We start from the raw sequence: 17,666 nt of genomic DNA on the forward strand, positions 1-17,666 counted from the left end.
GATAAATACGTAAATAGTGAATGCACTGTTGCCGCCGGGTGAACAGTGCTCAGCCGAGGTGGCTTTGCGACGCCGCATACAGTTCGCGGAACGTGCGCCCGGTCGGCGTCGGCATGTCGCGCGTGTCCATCCAGCCGCCCATCATCGGCAGGCGGCGCAGCATCCCGCCGTCGCCGCCCAGGCGTTCGAGGACCCGCACCGCGAGCTTGGTCGTCAGCGCATACAGCATCGGCCGGCGCGCGACGAAGCCCCACGCAGCGAGCGCGGCGCGCTCGCGCCACGGACGCAGATGCCGCTCCACCTGCTTCTCGCGCAGCGTGCGCAGTAGCTGCGACAGCGGGATCCCGGCCGGACACACGCTGTCGCATTCGCCGCACAGCGTCGCGGCCTGCGGCAGGTCCAGCGCCCGGTCGAGCCCGACGTAGCTCGGCGTCAGCACCGAGCCCATCGGCCCCGGATAGACCCAGCCGTACGTGTGGCCGCCGACCTTCTGGTAGACCGGACAATGATTCATGCAGGCGCCGCAGCGGATGCAGCGCAGCATCTCCTGGAACTCGCCGCCGATCAGGCCGGTCCGCCCGCCGTCCACCAGCACCACGTAGTTGTGCTCGGGGCCGTCCTCGTCGCCGGGCCCGCGCGGGCCCGTCAGCAGCGAGAAGTAGTTCGACGTCTTCTGGCCGGTTGCCGAGCGCGGCAGCAGGCGCATCGCGGTCGCGAGATCCTCGAGGGTCGGCAGCACCTTCTCGATGCCGGTCACCGCGACATGCACGCGCGGCATCACCGTGCACATCCCCTCGTTCCCCTCGTTGGTCACGAGCGCGACCGAGCCCGTCTCCGCGATCACGAAGTTGCCGCCCGTCACGCCCATGTCGGCCGACAGGAACTGCGGGCGCAGCATCTCGCGCGCCTCGCGCGTCATGTCCGGGATCTCGGTCAGCCGCTCGCGATGATGGGTGCGCGCGAACAGGTCGGCGATCTCGTCCTTGTCCTTGTGCACGACGGGCGCGATGATGTGGCTCGGCGGCTCGTTGTCGTTGATCTGCAGAATGTATTCGCCGAGGTCGGTCTCGACCGACTGCACGCCCATTTCCGCGAGCACCGCGTTCAGGCGCATCTCCTCGGACACCATCGACTTCGTCTTGATGACCTTCTTCACCTCGTGACGACGCGCGATGTCGGCGACGAGCCGCGCGGCGTCCGCGGTGGTCTCCGCGTACAGCACCGTCGTGCCGCGCCGCGTCGCCTCGCGCTCGAACGCGTCGAGCCACATGTCGAGGTTTTCCAGCGCGCGGTTGCGGCGCGCCTTCAGCGCGGCGCGCGTCGTCGGGAAGTCGATCTCGGTCATCGCGTCCGCGCGCGCGGACACGAACTTCGTCGACAGCTTCTTCAGGTTCTGCTGCAGGCGCTGGTCGGCCAGCTTCTGGCCGGCGCGCGCCTTGAAATGCATCGATTGGACTTGCATCGCGGTATCGGGGGAAATGTGAGCGGAACCGGGCGTCAGACGTCGCCCGCCAGCACCTGCGCGACGTGCAGCACGCGCGTGTCGCGGTCGCCCGTGCGGCGCAACCGCCCTTCGATGTTCAGCATGCAGCCGAGGTCGCCGAGCACCACGGCGCCGGCGCCCGATGCGCGCACGTTCGCGCATTTCTCGTCCGCGATCGCCGCCGAGATGTCGCCGTACTTGACCGCGAAGGTGCCGCCGAAGCCGCAGCAGTGCTCGCAGTCCTTCATCTCGGTGACGGCGACGCCGCGCTGCGCGAGCAGCGCGCGCGGCTGCGCCTTCACGCCCAGTTCGCGCAGGCCCGAGCACGAATCGTGATAGGTGACGGGGCCCGTGAACTCGCCCGGCGCGAGCGTGACCTTCGCGACGTTCGCGAGGAAATCGGTCAGTTCGTAGACTTTCTGCTGAAGCCGCGCATAACGCCCCATCAGCTCGGGATCGTCGCGGAACAGGTCGCCGTAGTGCGCGCGGATCATCCCGCCGCACGAGCCCGACGGCGCGACGACGTAGTCGAACTGCTCGAATTCGCGCAGCGTCTTTTCGGCCAGATCGCGCGCCAGCGCGCGGTCGCCCGAATTGTAGGCCGGCTGGCCGCAGCAGGTCTGCGCGGGCGGCACGATCACCTCGTAGCCGGCCTCGCGAAGCAGCTTGAGCGCGGAAAAACCGATTTCGGGACGCATCAGATCGACCAGGCAGGTCACGAACAAACCGACTCGCATACGCGCTCCTTCGAGAAAACGGCTCTCATTATCCGCGCTTTGGCCGGCCAGACCAACGCCGAACCACGCACGTGCCGGCACGACCGGAAGCGAGGACTCCCTCGAACGGCGTTCGCTTTTTTCACGATACGAGATACAATCGTTGCAACCTCGCATGACGCGTCAACCGATTCCCCCGACATGAGCCAACCCACCCCGGATTCCAAAACGTCGATCCAGGTGATCGAACGCATGATGCGGTTGCTGGACGCGCTCGCCGCGCACAGCGACCCCGTCAGCCTGAAGGAACTCGCGCAGCGCACGGAACTGCATCCGTCGACCGCGCACCGCATCCTCAACGACATGGTGACCTGCCGCCTCGTCGACCGCTCCGATCCCGGCACGTACCGGCTCGGCATGCGGCTGCTCGAACTCGGCAATCTCGTGAAGGCGCGCCTGTCGGTGCGCGACGCGGCGCTGATGCCGATGCGCGAACTGCACCGCCTCACCGGCCAGACCGTGAACCTGTCGGTGCGCCAGGGCGACGAGATCGTCTATATCGAGCGCGCGTATTCGGAGCGCTCGGGCATGCAGGTCGTCCGCGCGATCGGCGGCCGCGCGCCGCTGCACCTGACGTCGGTCGGCAAGCTGTTCCTCGCCGCCGACGAAACCGCGCGCGTGCGCGCCTACGCGACGCGCACGGGGCTTTCCGGCCATACGCAGAACAGCATCACCGACCTGACGAAGCTCGAGCGCGAGCTGACGCTCGTGCGCCAGCAATCGTGCGCGCGCGACAACGAGGAACTGGAACTCGGCGTGCGCTGCATCGCGGCCGGCATCTACGACGACTCGGGCAAGCTGGTCGCAGGCCTGTCGCTGTCGGCGCCGGCAGATCGGCTGCAGGACGCCTGGCTCGGCCAGCTCAGCCGGACCGCGCTGACCATCTCGGAATCGCTCGGCTACCGGCCCGAGGCCGCGAAGGAAACGGAAGGCTTGCAGCGGCAGGCGTAAATCCGCGGCGCGTATCGCGCACGCCGAATACCGCCAAATGCAAAAGCCCCGCGATTGCGGGGCTCAGATTGCTGACGAACCCCACGTTTTTGGAAGCGTGGGGTTTTGTCTTTCTGGGATCAGGATTGCGAGCTCGCCGCGAGCGGGTAGTCGAAGCTGCAGCGCAAACCGCTCACCAGACGCAGCAGCATGCGCACGAAGCGCCAATCGGGACCCGCTGGCCCCTTTTTCCGCTTCCGCGCCACCAGCATCGCGATCTTCTTGATGTTCTGCGCCGCCGCGGCCAGCAAGCACTGCTCGGCCACCTTGCGTAGCCCACGCATACGCGCATAACGGTGCCCATGCAGTTGCTTGGCATCGGCGAAGCTACGCTCCACCGTCTCCTTGCGCCGCGCGTAAATGCGTTGGCCCCATTCGGTCAAGCGCCGCGCGTCCACCTTCTCCTTGGCGCGCTCCCACACGTGGCGCGTCACCACCTTCACCGCGTTCGCACTGTTCGTGCACTGCGCGCGTACCGGGCAACGCCGGCAGATCTGCGGGTTGGATTTGTATTCCCGGTAGCCGACTCGATTGGTCGTGCTGTAAGGCAGTGCCTGCCCCTGCGGGCACACGTATTCGTTGCGATACGCGTCGTACTTGAACTGCCGTTTGTAGAACATGCCCGGCTTGTGGTTCGGCGTGCGATAGCCCATCACCCCGGCAATCCCTCGCTCCTCCAGCCCCTGGCACACCGCCGGCGTGAAGTAGCCCGCATCCAGCCCCACCGCATCGACCTTGAACTCGAAGCGCTCGCGCTGCCGATCCAGCCGATCCAGATACGGCTGGCTGTCGTGCACCGAGGCCGGCGTCACATGCGTATCGGTGATGATCGCGTGCCGGGCATCCACCGTGCGGTGGTCCAGATAGAAGAACCCTTTGGGCTTGTCGTCCCGAACCATGTAGCCGCTGTCCGGATCGGTTCGGCTGATCTTGGTGTCCTTGCTCGGCGGCGGCTCGTCGTCGTCGCGATCCAGCGGCTTCTTGCCATGCGCGGCCCGGTCCGCATCCACCGCCGCATTCAGCGCCTCCGTGTACGCCGCAGGCGTCTGCTCCAGCTTCACGACATCAAACTTGCCTTTGTTCGCATTCGCCTTCAGGTGCGTGCTGTCGGTGTACAGCACCCGACCATCGACCAACCCGCGCTTCATTGCCTGCCGCACGATCTCGTCGAAGATCTCCTGATACACCACCGTGTCCGGGAAGCGGCGGCGGCGATTCTGCGAGAACGTCGACGCATCCGGCACCTTGTCGGTCAGCCGGAACCGCGCGAACCACCGATAGGCGACGTTGACCTGGACCTCACGCATCAGTTGCCGCTCGCTGCCCACCCCAAACAGGTAGCCGATGAACAGCAGCTTGAACATCACCACGGGATCGAGCGCTGGCCGCCCGTTATCCGCGCAATACAGATGCGCCACCTTCGCGCGGATGAACTCGAAATCCACCGCCGCGTCGATCTGGCGCAGCAGGTGGTCCTTCGGCACGAGTTCCTCGAGCGTCACCATCTCGAGTTCGTGCTGCGTGGGCATGGGCGTCTTCAGCATCACGCCATTAAAAAACAAAACCCCCGCACTTGGCGAGGGTTTGTCAGCAATCTGAAGCCCGCTTTGTGCGGGCTTTTTGTCGTCTGCCGGAAGCGACGCGGCGGTGCGCCGCCGCGCGCCCGATCAGGTCCCGCCGCTCGGCGTGTTGGCCGCGGTCAGGCGCTCGCCGCCGCCGGCGTCGAGCCAGTTGCGCAGACGCGATGCGTCGGCGAAGCGCGAGTACTTGCCGAACGAGTCGAGCAGCACCATCACCATCGGCCGGCCGTGGATCGTCGCCTGCATCACCAGGCATTCGCCGGCTTCGTTGATGAAGCCCGTCTTCTGCAGGCCGATGTCCCACGAGCCGTTGCCGCGGATCAGCGCATTCGTGCTGTTGTACACGAGGTTGCGCTTGCCGGTGTAGACCTCGTAGGTGCGATCGGTCGAGAACTGGCGGATCAGCGGGTACTGGTACGCCGCGTTGACCATCTTCACCAGGTCGCGCGCGCTCGACACGTTCGAGCTCGACAGGCCGGTCGAATTCTCGAAATGGGTGTCGGTCATGCCGAGCGCCTTCGCCTTCGCGTTCATCGCGGCGATGAAGGCCGGACGGCCGCCCGGGTAGTAGCGCGACAGCGCGGCCGCGGCGCGGTTTTCCGACGCCATCAGCGCGATGTGCAGCATGTCCTCGCGCGACAGCACCGAGCCGACCGACAGGCGCGAGCCCGTGCCCTTCTCGTAGTCGCGGTCTTCGTCCGTGACCTCGATCTGGTCGGTCATCGGCGCCTTCGAGTCGAGCACGACCATTGCCGTCATCAGCTTCGAGATCGACGCGATCGGCACGACTGCGTGCGAATTCTTGTCGAACAGCGGCTCGCCGGTGTTCTGGTCGACCACGTACGCGACGCTCGAACGCAGCGCGAGCGCATCGGGCGTGTCGTGCAGGCCGAACGCCTGGCCGACCGTCGGCCGGCGCGGCTGGAACGCGACCTTGCGGACCGCGCCGCGGTGGCCGCCGTGCACGCTGTTGGCGGCGAGCGTCACGCGCTTGCGCGACGCCTTCGCGCGCGGCGCTTCGGCCGATGCGACTTTGGCGGAGGCCGCCTTGGCCGACTTCTGCTTCGCGGACGCAGCAGGAGCAACGGCCTTCTTCTTGGCGGTCTGGTGGGCTTTCGCAGTGGCGGCAAAGGCGTCAGCGGGCGCGACGGACGCCGCGGTCGCGAGCAACGCGACGGCGACCGACACAGCCGTGCCGAGCGTCATGCTCTGCAACAATCTGCGCGGTGAAAACGATTCGGCTTTCATTGGGGTCTGGACAAAGCGGGCGGGAGGGTACCGCCAGTGTAGTTAAAGCTGAAAAAAAGAGCAATATTAGGCACTTACCGATCGTCTTTAAACCGGATTGTAAGCGTTATCGAAGATTCCTTCGATCGCCCCACCCGCTCCCATCGAAAAAAATCATGGGATGCGTCGCCCAACGGTGCGGTCTCCCGATTACCACGCGGTTAATTGAGATAACGTCACTTCGGCGGCATTTTAAAGCGGGGTAAGTACGTATCCGGCGCTCGGCGTGCCTGGGCGCCGGTCGGGCCGCGGCGCTGGCGCGTCGCCGCGGCGTGCGCATCGAAACGGCGCGCTTTTCGACAGGAGCAGAAGGATAACGTTCCATGGGCCCGTCAGGTTTACCTGTGCCTGATCATGGTGCGCCGCAGGCGCCTGCAGGCCGCGCGCACCGTTCCGGAGCGCCGCTGAAACCGATTCCGGACCCTGGCGTTAACCCGTTGTTTTCTCGATATTTTATCGCGATTGTGCAACGCACAAAAAATGCTTGACAAGGTTTTTCTGTGCCCTAAAATAGGCTTCATTGCTGCGTTGCACAAAGCACGCGCATCCGAGGTTCCCCAGCGTAGTGCCCTTTACCCTGCGATCGCCCGATCGCTTTTCAGGAGCTTGACATGTCTTTGCTGACCCCCGAGCAAATCGCCGCCGCACAGAAAGCCAACCTTGAAAGCCTGTTCGGTCTGACGACCAAGGCGTTCGAAGGCGTCGAGAAGCTGATCGAACTCAACCTGCAAGTTGTGAAGTCGACGCTGGCCGAGGGCCAGGAAAACGCGCAGCGCCTGCTGTCGGTGAAGGACGCGCAGGAACTGATCGCGCTGCAAGCCAGCCTCACGCAGCCGGTCGCGGAAAAGGTGCTGTCGTACGGCCGTCACCTGTATGAAATCGCGTCGGCCACGCAAGCCGAATTCGCGAAGGTCGCGGAATCGCAATACGAAGAGCAGAACCGCAAGGTCCAGGCGCTCGTCGACAACGTCGCGAAGAACGCCCCGGCCGGTTCGGAAACGGCTGTCGCCGCGCTGAAGTCGGCACTGAACGCTGCGAACACCACGTACGAAACGGTCCAGAAGGCTGCAAAGCAGGCCGTCGAAATCGCCGAGACGAACTTCAACGCCGCCGCCGCCGTCGCGACGAAGGCTGCGAACGCCGCTGCCTCGCGCCGTTCGACCAAGCCGGCCGCGTAAGCGTCCGTTGCTCCTGAAAGAGCCGCGCACCCGCGCGGCTTTTTCGTTTCCGGCGTCGGCACACACCGCTGCCCCCGCCCTGCCCGACCTCCACGCGCGACGCTTCGCTCGATCGTTTCGACCGGGCGCTCGCGCCTCATCGATAGCCCGCCGCTGCGGCGCCGGCCTCGATCTCGGGAAGGAAAACAAAAACGCCGCCTGCCGGTGTGACCCGACAGGCGGCGTTCGTTCGCGGCCGGCGCGAAGCCGGCGACGCGGCCTGCTTACTTCTTGCGTTGCGGCGGAAGATCCGTGCACACGCCTTCGTACAGTTCGGCGGCCATGCCGACCGATTCGCCGAGCGTCGGGTGCGGATGGATCGTCTTGCCGATATCTTCCGCGTCCGCGCCCATTTCGACCGCGAGGCACACTTCGCTGATCAGGTCGCCCGCGTTCAGGCCGACGATGCCGCCGCCGATCACGCGATGGGTTTCCTCGTCGAAAATCAGCTTCGTGAAGCCTTCGTCGCGGCCGTTCGCGATCGCGCGGCCCGATGCGGCCCACGGGAACACGGCCTTGCCGTACTTGATGCCTTCGGCCTTGCACTGGTCCTCGGTCTTGCCGGCCCATGCGACTTCCGGATCCGTATACGCGACGGACGGAATCTGCAGCGCGTCGAAGTACGCCTTCTCGCCGTGCGCGGCTTCCGCTGCGACGTGGCCTTCATGCACGGCCTTGTGCGCGAGCATCGGCTGGCCGACGATGTCGCCGATCGCGAAGATGTGCGGGACGTTCGTGCGCATCTGCTTGTCGACTTCGATGAAGCCGCGGTCGGTGACGGCAACGCCCGCCTTGTCGGCGCCGATCTTCTTGCCGTTGGGGCTGCGGCCCACCGCGACGAGCACGAGGTCGTAGCGCTGCGCTTCGGCCGGCGCCTTCTCGCCCTCGAACTTCACGTAGATGCCGTCTTCCTTCGCTTCCGCGCCGACCGTCTTGGTCTTCAGCATCACGTTGCCGAAGCGCTTCGCGTTGTACTTTTCCCAGACCTTCACGAGATCGCGGTCGGCGCCCATCATCAGGCCGTCCATCATTTCGACGACGTCGATCTCGGCGCCGAGCGTCGAGTAGACCGTCGCCATTTCGAGACCGATGATGCCGCCGCCGATCACGAGCATGCGCTTGGGCAGCTGGCGCAGTTCGAGCGCGCCGGTCGAATCGACAACGCGCGGATCTTCCGGCATGAACGGCAGCTTCACGGCCTGCGAGCCCGCGGCGATGATCGCCTGCTTGAACTTGACGACCTTCTTGCCGTTTTCGCCCTGCACTTCCATGTGGTACGGATCGACGAACGCGCCGACGCCGGTCACGACCTCGACCTTGCGCGCCTTCGCCATGCCGGCGAGGCCCGTCGTCAGCTTCTTGACGACGCCGCCCTTGAAGTCGCGCAGCTTGTCGAGATCGACCTGCGGCTTGCCGAACGAGATGCCGTGCGATGCGAGCGCTTCGGCTTCCTCGACGATCAGCGCCGTATGCAGCAGCGCCTTCGACGGGATGCAGCCGACGTTCAGGCACACGCCGCCGAGCGTCGAATAGCGCTCGACGAGCACCGTCTTCATGCCGAGATCCGCGGCGCGGAACGCGGCCGAATAGCCGCCGGGGCCGGCACCGAGCACGAGCATGTCGCACTCGATGTCGGCGGCGCCGGTGTAGCTGCCGGCTTGCGGTGCGGGCGCCGGTGCGGCCGGTGCGGCTGCGGGCGCGGCGGCCGGAGCCGCGGCCTTGGCCGGTTCGGCTGCCTTCACGGGCGCGGCCGCGGCCGCGTCGGCCGACGCTTCGACGAGCGCGATGACCGTGCCTTGCGAGACCTTGTCGCCGGCCTTGATCTTGATTTCCTTGACCGTGCCGGCGACGTCGCTCGGCACTTCCATGGAGGCCTTGTCCGATTCGAGCGTGATGAGCGTCTGCTCTTTTTCGATCACGTCGCCCGGCTTCACGTTGACTTCGATGACATCGACGCCGCTGAAATCGCCGATATCCGGAACCTTGACTTCGATGAGACTCATGTACGTCCCCTTCTTGTTTGGCTGCTGAGAGAGGGAGGAAAACCCGCGGCTGAACTACGGCCTGACCCAAGCACGCGAACCTGGGCAGTACCACCTTTGCCGTCCGCCCAAGGACGCGCCTTTCTTTTGGTTACTTTTCTTTGGAAGACAAAGAAAAGTGACCGCCGCCCCGCGCAGGGGCGACGCCAATAGACCGTCAAGCCAACCAGTTCAACGACGGAGCGCGGATCACCGACTCAAAACCCGCGCCCCTGCGAGCCCCTCAGCTCATCAAAGAATGATGCGACGGAAATCCGCCAGCAACGCGCCGAGATACGCATTGAACCGCGCGGCTTCCGCGCCATCGATCACGCGATGGTCGTACGACAGCGACAGCGGCAGCGTCAGGCGCGGCACGAACTGCTTGCCGTCCCACACCGGCTTCATCTGGCCGCGCGACAAGCCGAGGATCGCCACTTCCGGCGCATTGATGATCGGCGTGAAGTTCGTGCCGCCGATCCCGCCGAGCGACGAGATCGAGAAGCAGCCGCCCTGCATCTGGTCCGGCTTCAGCTTGCCTTCGCGCGCGGCCTTCGACAGCTCGGCCATTTCCTTCGCGATGTCGACGAGACCCTTCTTGTCCGCATCGCGGATCACCGGCACGACGAGGCCGTTCGGCGTGTCGGCGGCGAAACCGATGTGGTAGTACTGCTTGAACACGAGGTTGTCGCCGTCGAGGCTCGCGTTGAAGGTCGGGAACTTCTTCAGCGCGGCGACGACCGCCTTGATCACGAACGCGAGCATCGTGAACTTCACGCCCGCCTTCTCGTGTTCCTTGTTCAGTTGCACGCGCAGCGCCTCGAGCTCGGTGATGTCGGCTTCGTCGTTGTTCGTGACGTGCGGGATCATCACCCAGTTGCGATGCAGGTTCGCGCCCGAGATCTTCTTGATGCGCGACAGCGGCTTCGCCTCGAACGGGCCGAACTTCGAGAAGTCGACCTTCGGCCACGGCAGCAGGTTCAGCTCGCCGCCGCCTGCCGGCGCGGCCGCTGCGGCCGGCGCCGCGCGCTGGCCCGACATCACGCCCTTCACGAAGCCCGTGATGTCTTCCTTCGTGATGCGGCCCTTCGGACCGGTACCCGGCACGCGTGCGACGTCGACGCCGAGTTCGCGCGCGAACTTGCGTACCGACGGCGATGCGTGGCTCGCGCGGTATTCACCCGACGGCGCCGCAGCCGGTGCGGCGGCAGCCGGCGCCGGGGCCGGCGCAGCAGCCTTCGCCGGTGCAGCGGCGGGCGCCGCGGCGGGCGCGGCCGGAGCCGGTGCCGGTGCGCTGGCCTGCGGGGCCGCCGCCGGCGCGGCGCCGGCGGCTTCGAGCAGCACGATCAGCGAGCCTTCCGACACGGCATCGCCGACCTTGACCTTGATGTCCTTCACGACGCCGGCGGCCGGGCTCGGCACGTCCATCGTCGCCTTGTCCGACTCGAGCGTGACGAGCGACTGCTCCTTCTCGACCGTGTCGCCGACCTTCACGCCGATCTCGATGACCGGCACGTCCTTGTAGTCACCGATATCCGGCACCTTCACTTCGAGCGTGCCGCCGGCTGCGGCCGGTGCGGCGGCCGGCGCCGCAGCAGCCGGTGCCGGTGCCGGCGCTGCCGCCGGAGCCTGCGCCGCTGCCGGTGCAGCCGCGCCGTTAGGCTGCGCGGCGGCGCCGCCTTCGAGCAGCACGATCAGCGAGCCTTCCGACACGGAATCACCGACCTTGACCTTGATTTCCTTCACGATGCCCGCCACCGGGCTCGGCACGTCCATCGTCGCCTTGTCCGACTCGAGCGTGACGAGCGACTGCTCGGGCTCGACCGTGTCGCCGACCTTCACGCCGATCTCGATGACCGGCACGTCCTTGTAATCGCCGATATCCGGCACCTTCACTTCGATCGCTTGACTCATCTTTTGGTGTCTCCATGGCCGCGCGCGCCCCTGCCGGAAGCGGCGCGCGGCATCACACGGCGTGTGGGTTAAACCGTCATCGGGTTGGGCTTGGACGGATCGAGGTTGTACTTGGCGATCGCGTCGGCGACCACCTTGCGCTCGATCGTGCCTTCGTCGGCCAGCGCGTTGAGCGCGGCGACGGTGACCCAGTAACGGTCGACCTCGAAGAAGTGACGCAGGTTTTCGCGGGTGTCCGAACGGCCGTAGCCGTCGGTGCCCAGCACGACGAAGCGGCGGTCGATCTGGCCGCGGATCTGGTCGACCAGTGCGCGCACGTAGTCGGTCGATGCGATCACCGGACCCTGCGTGTCCTTCAGGCACTGCTGCACGTGCGACAGGCGGCGCTCCTCGGTCGGATGGAGCAGGTTCCAGCGCTCGACTTCGTGGCCTTCACGCGCGAGTTCGGTGAAGCTCGGCACGCTCCAGAGGTCGGCGGCGACGCCCCAGTCGTTCTTCAGCAGGTCGGCGGCGGCGATCACTTCGTTGAAGATCGTGCCCGCGCCAAGCAGCTGCACGCGCGGCGCCTTCTTGCTCGCGTCGGCCTTGCGGAACGCGTACATGCCCTTGATGATGTCGGCCGCCACGTGCTCGCCCTGCGGAATCGCCGGGTGCTCGTAGTTCTCGTTCATCACCGTGATGTAGTAGTACACGTCTTCCTGGTCCTGCACCATGCGGCGCAGGCCGTCCTGGATGATGACCGCGAGTTCGTAGCCGAAGGTCGGGTCGTAGCTCACGCAGTTCGGCACCGATGCCGCCCACAGCAGCGAGTGGCCGTCTTCGTGCTGCAGGCCTTCGCCGTTCAGCGTCGTGCGGCCCGCGGTGCCGCCGAGCAGGAAGCCGCGCGAGCGCATGTCGCCCGCCGCCCATGCCAGGTCGCCGATCCGCTGGAAGCCGAACATCGAGTAGAAGATGTAGAACGGCACCATGATCTCGCCGTGCGTCGAGTACGACGTCGCCGCCGCGATCCAGTCGCACATGCCGCCCGCTTCGTTGATGCCTTCCTGCAGGATCTGGCCGGTCTGCGATTCCTTGTAGAACATCAGCTGGTCGGAATCTTCCGGCACGTACTTCTGGCCTTCCTGGTTCCAGATGCCGATCTGGCGGAACAGGCCTTCCATGCCGAACGTGCGCGACTCGTCCGGGACGATCGGCACGACGCGCTTGCCGAGCGCCTTGTCCTTCAGCAGGATGTTCAGGATCCGCACGAACGCCATCGTCGTCGAGATCTCGCGGCCTTCGCCCGTGCCCTTCAGCAGCGGCTCGAACGCGTCGAGCGCCGGCACCGGCAGCGACGTCGCCTTCTCGCGGCGCTGCGGCAGGTAGCCGCCGAGGTCCATGCGCTGCTTGCGCATGTATTCGAGTTCCTTCGAGCCTTCCTCGAACTTCAGGTACGGCACGTCGGCGATCTGTTCGTCGGTGATCGGCAGGCGGAACTGGTCGCGGAACTTCTTCAGTTGCTCGACCGGCAGCTTCTTCTGCTGGTGCGTGATGTTCATCGCCTGGCCCGACTCGCCCATCCCGTAGCCCTTGATGGTCTTCGCGAGGATGACGGTCGGCGCGCCCTTGGTGTTGCTGGCTTCGTGGAACGCCGCGTAGATCTTGTGCGGATCGTGGCCGCCGCGGTTCAGGTTCCAGATGTCGTCGTCGGACCAGTCGGCGACGAGCGCCTTCAGTTCCGGCGTGTTGAAGAAGTGCTCGCGCACGAACGCGCCCGACTCGGACTTGTAGGTCTGGTATTCGCCGTCGACGACTTCCATCATGCGGCGCATCAGCGCGCCCGTCTTGTCACGCGCGAACAGCGCATCCCAGCGGCTGCCCCAGATGACCTTGATGACGTTCCAGCCGGCGCCGCGGAATTCCGACTCCAGTTCCTGGATGATCTTGCCGTTGCCGCGCACCGGGCCGTCCAGTCGCTGCAGGTTGCAGTTGATCACGAACACGAGGTTGTCGAGCTTCTCGCGGCTCGCCATCCCGATCGCGCCGAGCGATTCCGGCTCGTCGGTCTCGCCGTCGCCGAGGAACGCCCACACCTTGCGGCCTTCCGTCTTCGCGATGCCGCGCGCTTCGAGGTACTTCATGAAGCGTGCCTGGTAGATCGCCATGATCGGGCCGAGGCCCATCGACACGGTCGGGAACTGCCAGAAGTCCGGCATCAGCCACGGGTGCGGGTACGACGAGATGCCGTTGCCGCCGACTTCCTGGCGGAAGTTGTCGAGCTGCTCCTCGGTCAGGCGGCCGAGCAGGAACGCGCGCGAGTAGACGCCCGGCGACGAGTGGCCCTGCACGAACACGAGATCGCCGCCGTGCTGGTCGGACGGGGCGTGCCAGAAATGGTTGTAGCCGACGTCGTAGAGCGTCGCGGCCGACGCGAACGACGCGATGTGACCGCCGACGTTCGTGTCCTTGCCGGCGCGCAGCACCATCGCCAGCGCGTTCCAGCGCGTGTACGAACGGATGCGGTGCTCGATGTCCTGGTCGCCCGGAATCTTCGCCTGGGCTTCGACCGGAATCGTGTTGATGTACGGGGTGTTCGCGGAGAACGGCAGGTGCTCGCCGTGCATGCGCGCGAATTCGATCTGCTTTTCGATCAGGTAGTGCGCGCGGCCGGTGCCCACGGAGGAGATCACGCCGTCGAGCGCTTCGAGCCATTCGACGGTTTCTTGCGGGTCGTCGTCACGCTCGGCGGCGACATATTTCATCACTTCGTTCGGTACAGCGGACATTCTCGTCTCCTGGGTCCTGGAATGTGAGGATCGCACTCGTGCAGACGACGCGGCGCGGCCGGCTGCGGGCAAGCTCCAGCGGATTGTAATGAGCCTCTGCGGCCGGGCGCAACAAAATTTTCGAATTATGAGATCTTTTCTCGTAATGCGGAATATTGCTGCGCCGCACCCATATTTCGGGGCTCTCCGGCACGTTCCGCCGGCACAAATCCGTTTCCGTTCAACATATCCGGTATAGGTTTTCCATGTATTGCGCTGCGCTACAATCCTGCCATGTTGACCGATCGGCTTTTCGCACGCTCGGCGCGACCGTCGGGCCCGCCGGCGGAGTCGCAGCCGTCCCGTTGGCACCACGGACCGTGGTGGTCCAATTCCTATTTGCTGACGCCGCTGCTGTCGATCCTCGTGTTTCTCGTGGTGATGAGCCTCATTCTATGGAGCCTCAACCGCCGCGAACAGCAGCAGCAGGAAGACACGCTGTTCCGCAACGTCGCGTGGGCGCAGCAGCAGATCCGCCTGTCGATGACGGGCGCGCAGGAACAGCTGCAGGCGCTGTCGCGCGACCTCGCATCCGGCCGCCTCGACCAGAACGCGTTCCAGATGGCGGTCGCGGACGTGATGCAGACGCATCCCGAAATCCTCTACCTGAACTGGTACACCGCGCCCGGCGTGCAGCGCTGGCCGACCGTGCATCCGCCGCTGCTCGGCCAGCGGCTCGCGAAGCCCGGCGACGCCCAGCTGCAGGACGCGGTGCGCGGCGCCTACGACGAGGCGCGCAGCTCGCGCCGCCAGGCCTATTCGCCGCTGATCTACGACGACTTCGGCAACGGCTACATTACGCTGCAGACGCCCGTGATGCGCGGCGACCGCGACTATCTCGGCTCGATCGCCGCGGTATTCTCGGTCGAGGGGATCCTGAAGCACGACATCCCGCAGGAGCTGTCGTCGAAGTACAAGATCTCGATCACCGACGCGAACAACCGCGAGCTGTCGTCGACGTCGACGCGCCCGCGCCTGCCGCGCGACTCGCACTACGACCTGCCGCTCGATCCGCCCGGCCAGGGCCTGACCGTGCGCGTCTACGCGTTCCCGCAGCTCACCAACCTGACCAACAATACGCTCGTCTGGCTCGTGGCGGGCCTGTCGTGCTTCGTGCTGTGGAGCCTCTGGAGCCTGTGGAAGCACACGCGGCAGCGCTTCGAGGCGCAGCAGGCGCTGTACGCGGAAGCGTTCTTCCGCCGCGCGATGGAAAATTCGGTGCTGATCGGCATGCGCGTGCTCGACATGCACGGCCGCATCACGCACGTGAACCCCGCGTTCTGCCGGATGACGGGCTGGGATGAGACCGATCTCGTCGGCAAGGTCGCGCCGTTCCCGTACTGGCCGCGCGACGCGTATCCCGAGATGCAGCGCCAGCTCGACATGACGCTGCGCGGCAAGGCACCGAGCTCGGGCTTCGAGCTGCGCGTGCGCCGCAAGAACGGCACGCTGTTCCATGCCCGCCTCTACGTATCGCCGCTGATCGACAGCTCGGGCCGCCAGACCGGCTGGATGTCGTCGATGACCGACATCACCGAGCCGAAGCGCGCGCGCGAGGAACTCGCCGCCGCGCACGAGCGCTTCACGACGGTGCTCGAAAGCCTCGACGCCGCAGTGTCGGTGCTGGCCGCCGACGAGGCCGAGCTGCTGTTCGCGAACCGCTACTACCGCCATCTGTTCGGCATCCGCCCCGACGGCCATCTCGAACTGTCCGGCGGCGGCTTCGACCGCGCGCAGGCCTCGTCCGACTCGATCGACATGGTCGACGCGTTCGCGGGCCTGCCCGCCGCCGCGCTGACGAGCAGCGCCGCGGATGCGCAGGAAGTGTATGTCGAGAGCATCCAGAAATGGTTCGAGGTGCGCCGCCAGTACATCCAGTGGGTCGACGGCCACCTCGCGCAGATGCAGATCGCGACCGACATCACGACCCGCAAGAAGGCGCAGGAACTCGCGCACCAGCAGGAAGAGAAGCTGCAGTTCACGAGCCGATTGATGACGATGGGCGAAATGGCGTCGTCGATTGCTCACGAACTGAACCAGCCGCTCGCGGCGATCAACAACTATTGCTCGGGCACGCTCGCGCTCGTCAAGAGCGGGCGCGGCACGCCCGAGACGCTGCAGCCCGCGCTCGAAAAGACCGCGCAGCAGGCGCTGCGCGCGGGGATGATCGTCAAGCGCATCCGCGAATTCGTGAAGCGCAGCGAGCCGAAGCGCCAGCCGGCGCGCGTCGCGGACATCGTCGCGGACGCGGTCGGGCTCGCCGAAATCGAGGCGCGCAAGCGCAGGATCCGGATCGTCACGGAAATCCTCGCAAGAATGCCTATTATTTATGTCGACCCCGTGCTGATCGAGCAGGTGCTCGTGAACCTGATGAAGAACGCGGCCGAAGCGATGGCCGACGTGAAGCCGGCGTCGGCGGACGGTGTGATCCGCGTCGTCGCCGACATCGACGCGGGCTTCGTCGACATCCGCGTGATCGACCAGGGTCCGGGCGTCGACGAAGCGACCGCCGAACGCCTGTTCGAACCGTTTTACAGCACCAAGTCCGACGGCATGGGCATGGGGCTGAACATCTGCCGTTCGATCATCGAATCGCATCGGGGGCGCCTGTGGGTGGTCAACAACGTCGAGCCGGACGGCCGCATTTCCGGCGCGACGTTCCACTGCAGCCTGCCCATTGGGGAACCCGCTGATCTCGGCCAAGGGGGGCGCGAGGCATCGGCATCACATACCGTTACGGGAGAACTATGAATAGCCCTGTCACCACCACTCAGGAAACCGTCTTTGTCGTCGACGACGACGAGGCCGTGCGGGACTCGCTGCGCTGGCTGCTGGAGGCGAACGGCTATCGCGTGCAGTGCTTCTCGAGCGCCGAGCAGTTTCTCGATGCGTACCAGCCTGCGCAGCAGGCCGGCCAGATCGCTTGCCTGATCCTCGACGTGCGGATGTCGGGCATGAGCGGCCTCGAGCTGCAGGAGCGCCTGATCGCCGATAACGCCGCGCTGCCGATCATCTTCGTCACCGGTCACGGCGACGTGCCGATGGCCGTGTCGACGATGAAAAAGGGTGCGATGGACTTTATCGAGAAACCGTTCGACGAAGCCGAGCTGCGCAAGCTCGTCGAGCGGATGCTCGACAAGGCCCGAAGCGAAAGCAAGAGCGTCCAGGAACAGCGCGCCGCGAGCGAGCGCCTGTCGAAGCTGACCGCGCGCGAGCAGCAGGTGCTCGAACGGATCATCGCCGGCCGCCTGAACAAGCAGATCGCCGACGATCTCGGCATCAGCATCAAGACGGTCGAAGCGCACCGCGCGAACATCATGGAAAAGCTCAACGTCAACACGGTGGCCGACCTGCTGCGCCTCGCGCTGTCGAAGAAGCAGGCCTGACCCGGCGGCGCGGCGCCGGGCAGCCCTGCCCGGCCGGCCGCGCCGTCGCCCCTTCCGCGCGACGCGGCCCGCTCGCGCAGCGGCTTTTCCCTGCGGCGCGCGAGCGCGCGTGCATGACGCTTCCCGCGCATTCGCTGTCGGGCGGCAGCAGGCGGACGGTATAATTCCGTGCTTTGCTGCGGCGCTTGCGGGCGCCGCACGCCCGCAT

General features: G+C 66.0%; 11 protein-coding genes. 4 read left to right on the top strand and 7 right to left on the bottom strand.

From position 1 onward, the window contains the following. Positions 1–49: 49 nt before the first annotated feature. Both WS57_RS29300 and WS57_RS29305 read right to left on the bottom strand, forming a co-directional pair. Complete coding sequence (locus WS57_RS29300; protein WP_040127766.1) at positions 50–1,462, bottom strand: lactate utilization protein B; 1,413 nt, start codon at positions 1,460–1,462, stop codon at positions 50–52. A gap of 35 nt (positions 1,463–1,497) precedes the next feature. Then, entirely contained in the window at positions 1,498–2,220 is a 723-nt protein-coding gene (locus WS57_RS29305; RefSeq protein WP_009691735.1) for a (Fe-S)-binding protein, read from the bottom strand. A 180-nt stretch (positions 2,221–2,400) separates the two neighbouring features. On the opposite strand from WS57_RS29305, the gene WS57_RS29310 reads away from it, so the two are divergent. Continuing rightward, a complete protein-coding gene (locus WS57_RS29310) occupies positions 2,401–3,210 on the top strand; it encodes an IclR family transcriptional regulator (protein ID WP_009691736.1) in 810 nt (269 codons plus the stop codon). Positions 3,211–3,329: 119 nt separating this feature from the next. Here the strand turns inward: WS57_RS29310 and WS57_RS29315 are convergent, their stop codons facing one another. Next, entirely contained in the window at positions 3,330–4,793 is a 1,464-nt protein-coding gene (locus WS57_RS29315) for an IS1182 family transposase (protein ID WP_155741224.1), read from the bottom strand. Between the two features lie 123 nt (positions 4,794–4,916). Then, positions 4,917–6,077 carry a D-alanyl-D-alanine endopeptidase gene (pbpG, locus tag WS57_RS29320; RefSeq protein WP_059517937.1) on the bottom strand — a complete coding sequence of 387 codons (1,161 nt, stop codon included), beginning with the start codon at positions 6,075–6,077 and terminating at the stop codon, positions 4,917–4,919. Positions 6,078–6,727: 650 nt separating this feature from the next. Between pbpG and WS57_RS29325 the strand changes: the two genes are divergently transcribed. Continuing rightward, the gene (locus WS57_RS29325) at positions 6,728–7,294 is read left to right on the top strand and encodes a phasin family protein (RefSeq protein WP_009691738.1); all 567 of its coding nucleotides are present in this window, start codon (positions 6,728–6,730) and stop codon (positions 7,292–7,294) included. Between the two features lie 263 nt (positions 7,295–7,557). On the opposite strand, the gene lpdA is transcribed toward WS57_RS29325, so the two are convergent. The 3 genes from lpdA to aceE form a co-directional block, all read right to left on the bottom strand. Next, positions 7,558–9,336: a dihydrolipoyl dehydrogenase gene (gene lpdA / locus WS57_RS29330; RefSeq protein WP_059517934.1), complete on the bottom strand. Its 1,779-nt coding sequence runs from the start codon at positions 9,334–9,336 to the stop codon at positions 7,558–7,560. Positions 9,337–9,606: 270 nt separating this feature from the next. Next, entirely contained in the window at positions 9,607–11,268 is a 1,662-nt protein-coding gene (gene aceF / locus WS57_RS29335; protein ID WP_069245194.1) for a dihydrolipoyllysine-residue acetyltransferase, read from the bottom strand. 68 nt (positions 11,269–11,336) lie between these two features. Further along, positions 11,337–14,033, bottom strand: a complete 2,697-nt coding sequence (aceE, locus tag WS57_RS29340) for a pyruvate dehydrogenase (acetyl-transferring), homodimeric type (RefSeq protein ID WP_009689059.1) — start codon at positions 14,031–14,033, stop codon at positions 11,337–11,339. A gap of 273 nt (positions 14,034–14,306) precedes the next feature. Here aceE and fixL point away from each other — a divergent pair, with 273 nt between their 5' ends. After that, complete coding sequence (fixL, locus tag WS57_RS29345) at positions 14,307–16,823, top strand: oxygen sensor histidine kinase FixL (protein WP_040127770.1); 2,517 nt, start codon at positions 14,307–14,309, stop codon at positions 16,821–16,823. Further along, complete coding sequence (fixJ, locus tag WS57_RS29350) at positions 16,820–17,458, top strand: oxygen response regulator transcription factor FixJ (RefSeq protein ID WP_006493245.1); 639 nt, start codon at positions 16,820–16,822, stop codon at positions 17,456–17,458. The genes fixL and fixJ overlap by 4 nt, the downstream gene beginning before the upstream one ends. Positions 17,459–17,666: the final 208 nt, after the last annotated feature.

Origin of the sequence: Burkholderia pseudomultivorans, assembly GCF_001718415.1 — a bacterium.
GTDB classification, from domain to species: Bacteria; Pseudomonadota; Gammaproteobacteria; order Burkholderiales; family Burkholderiaceae; genus Burkholderia; species Burkholderia pseudomultivorans_A.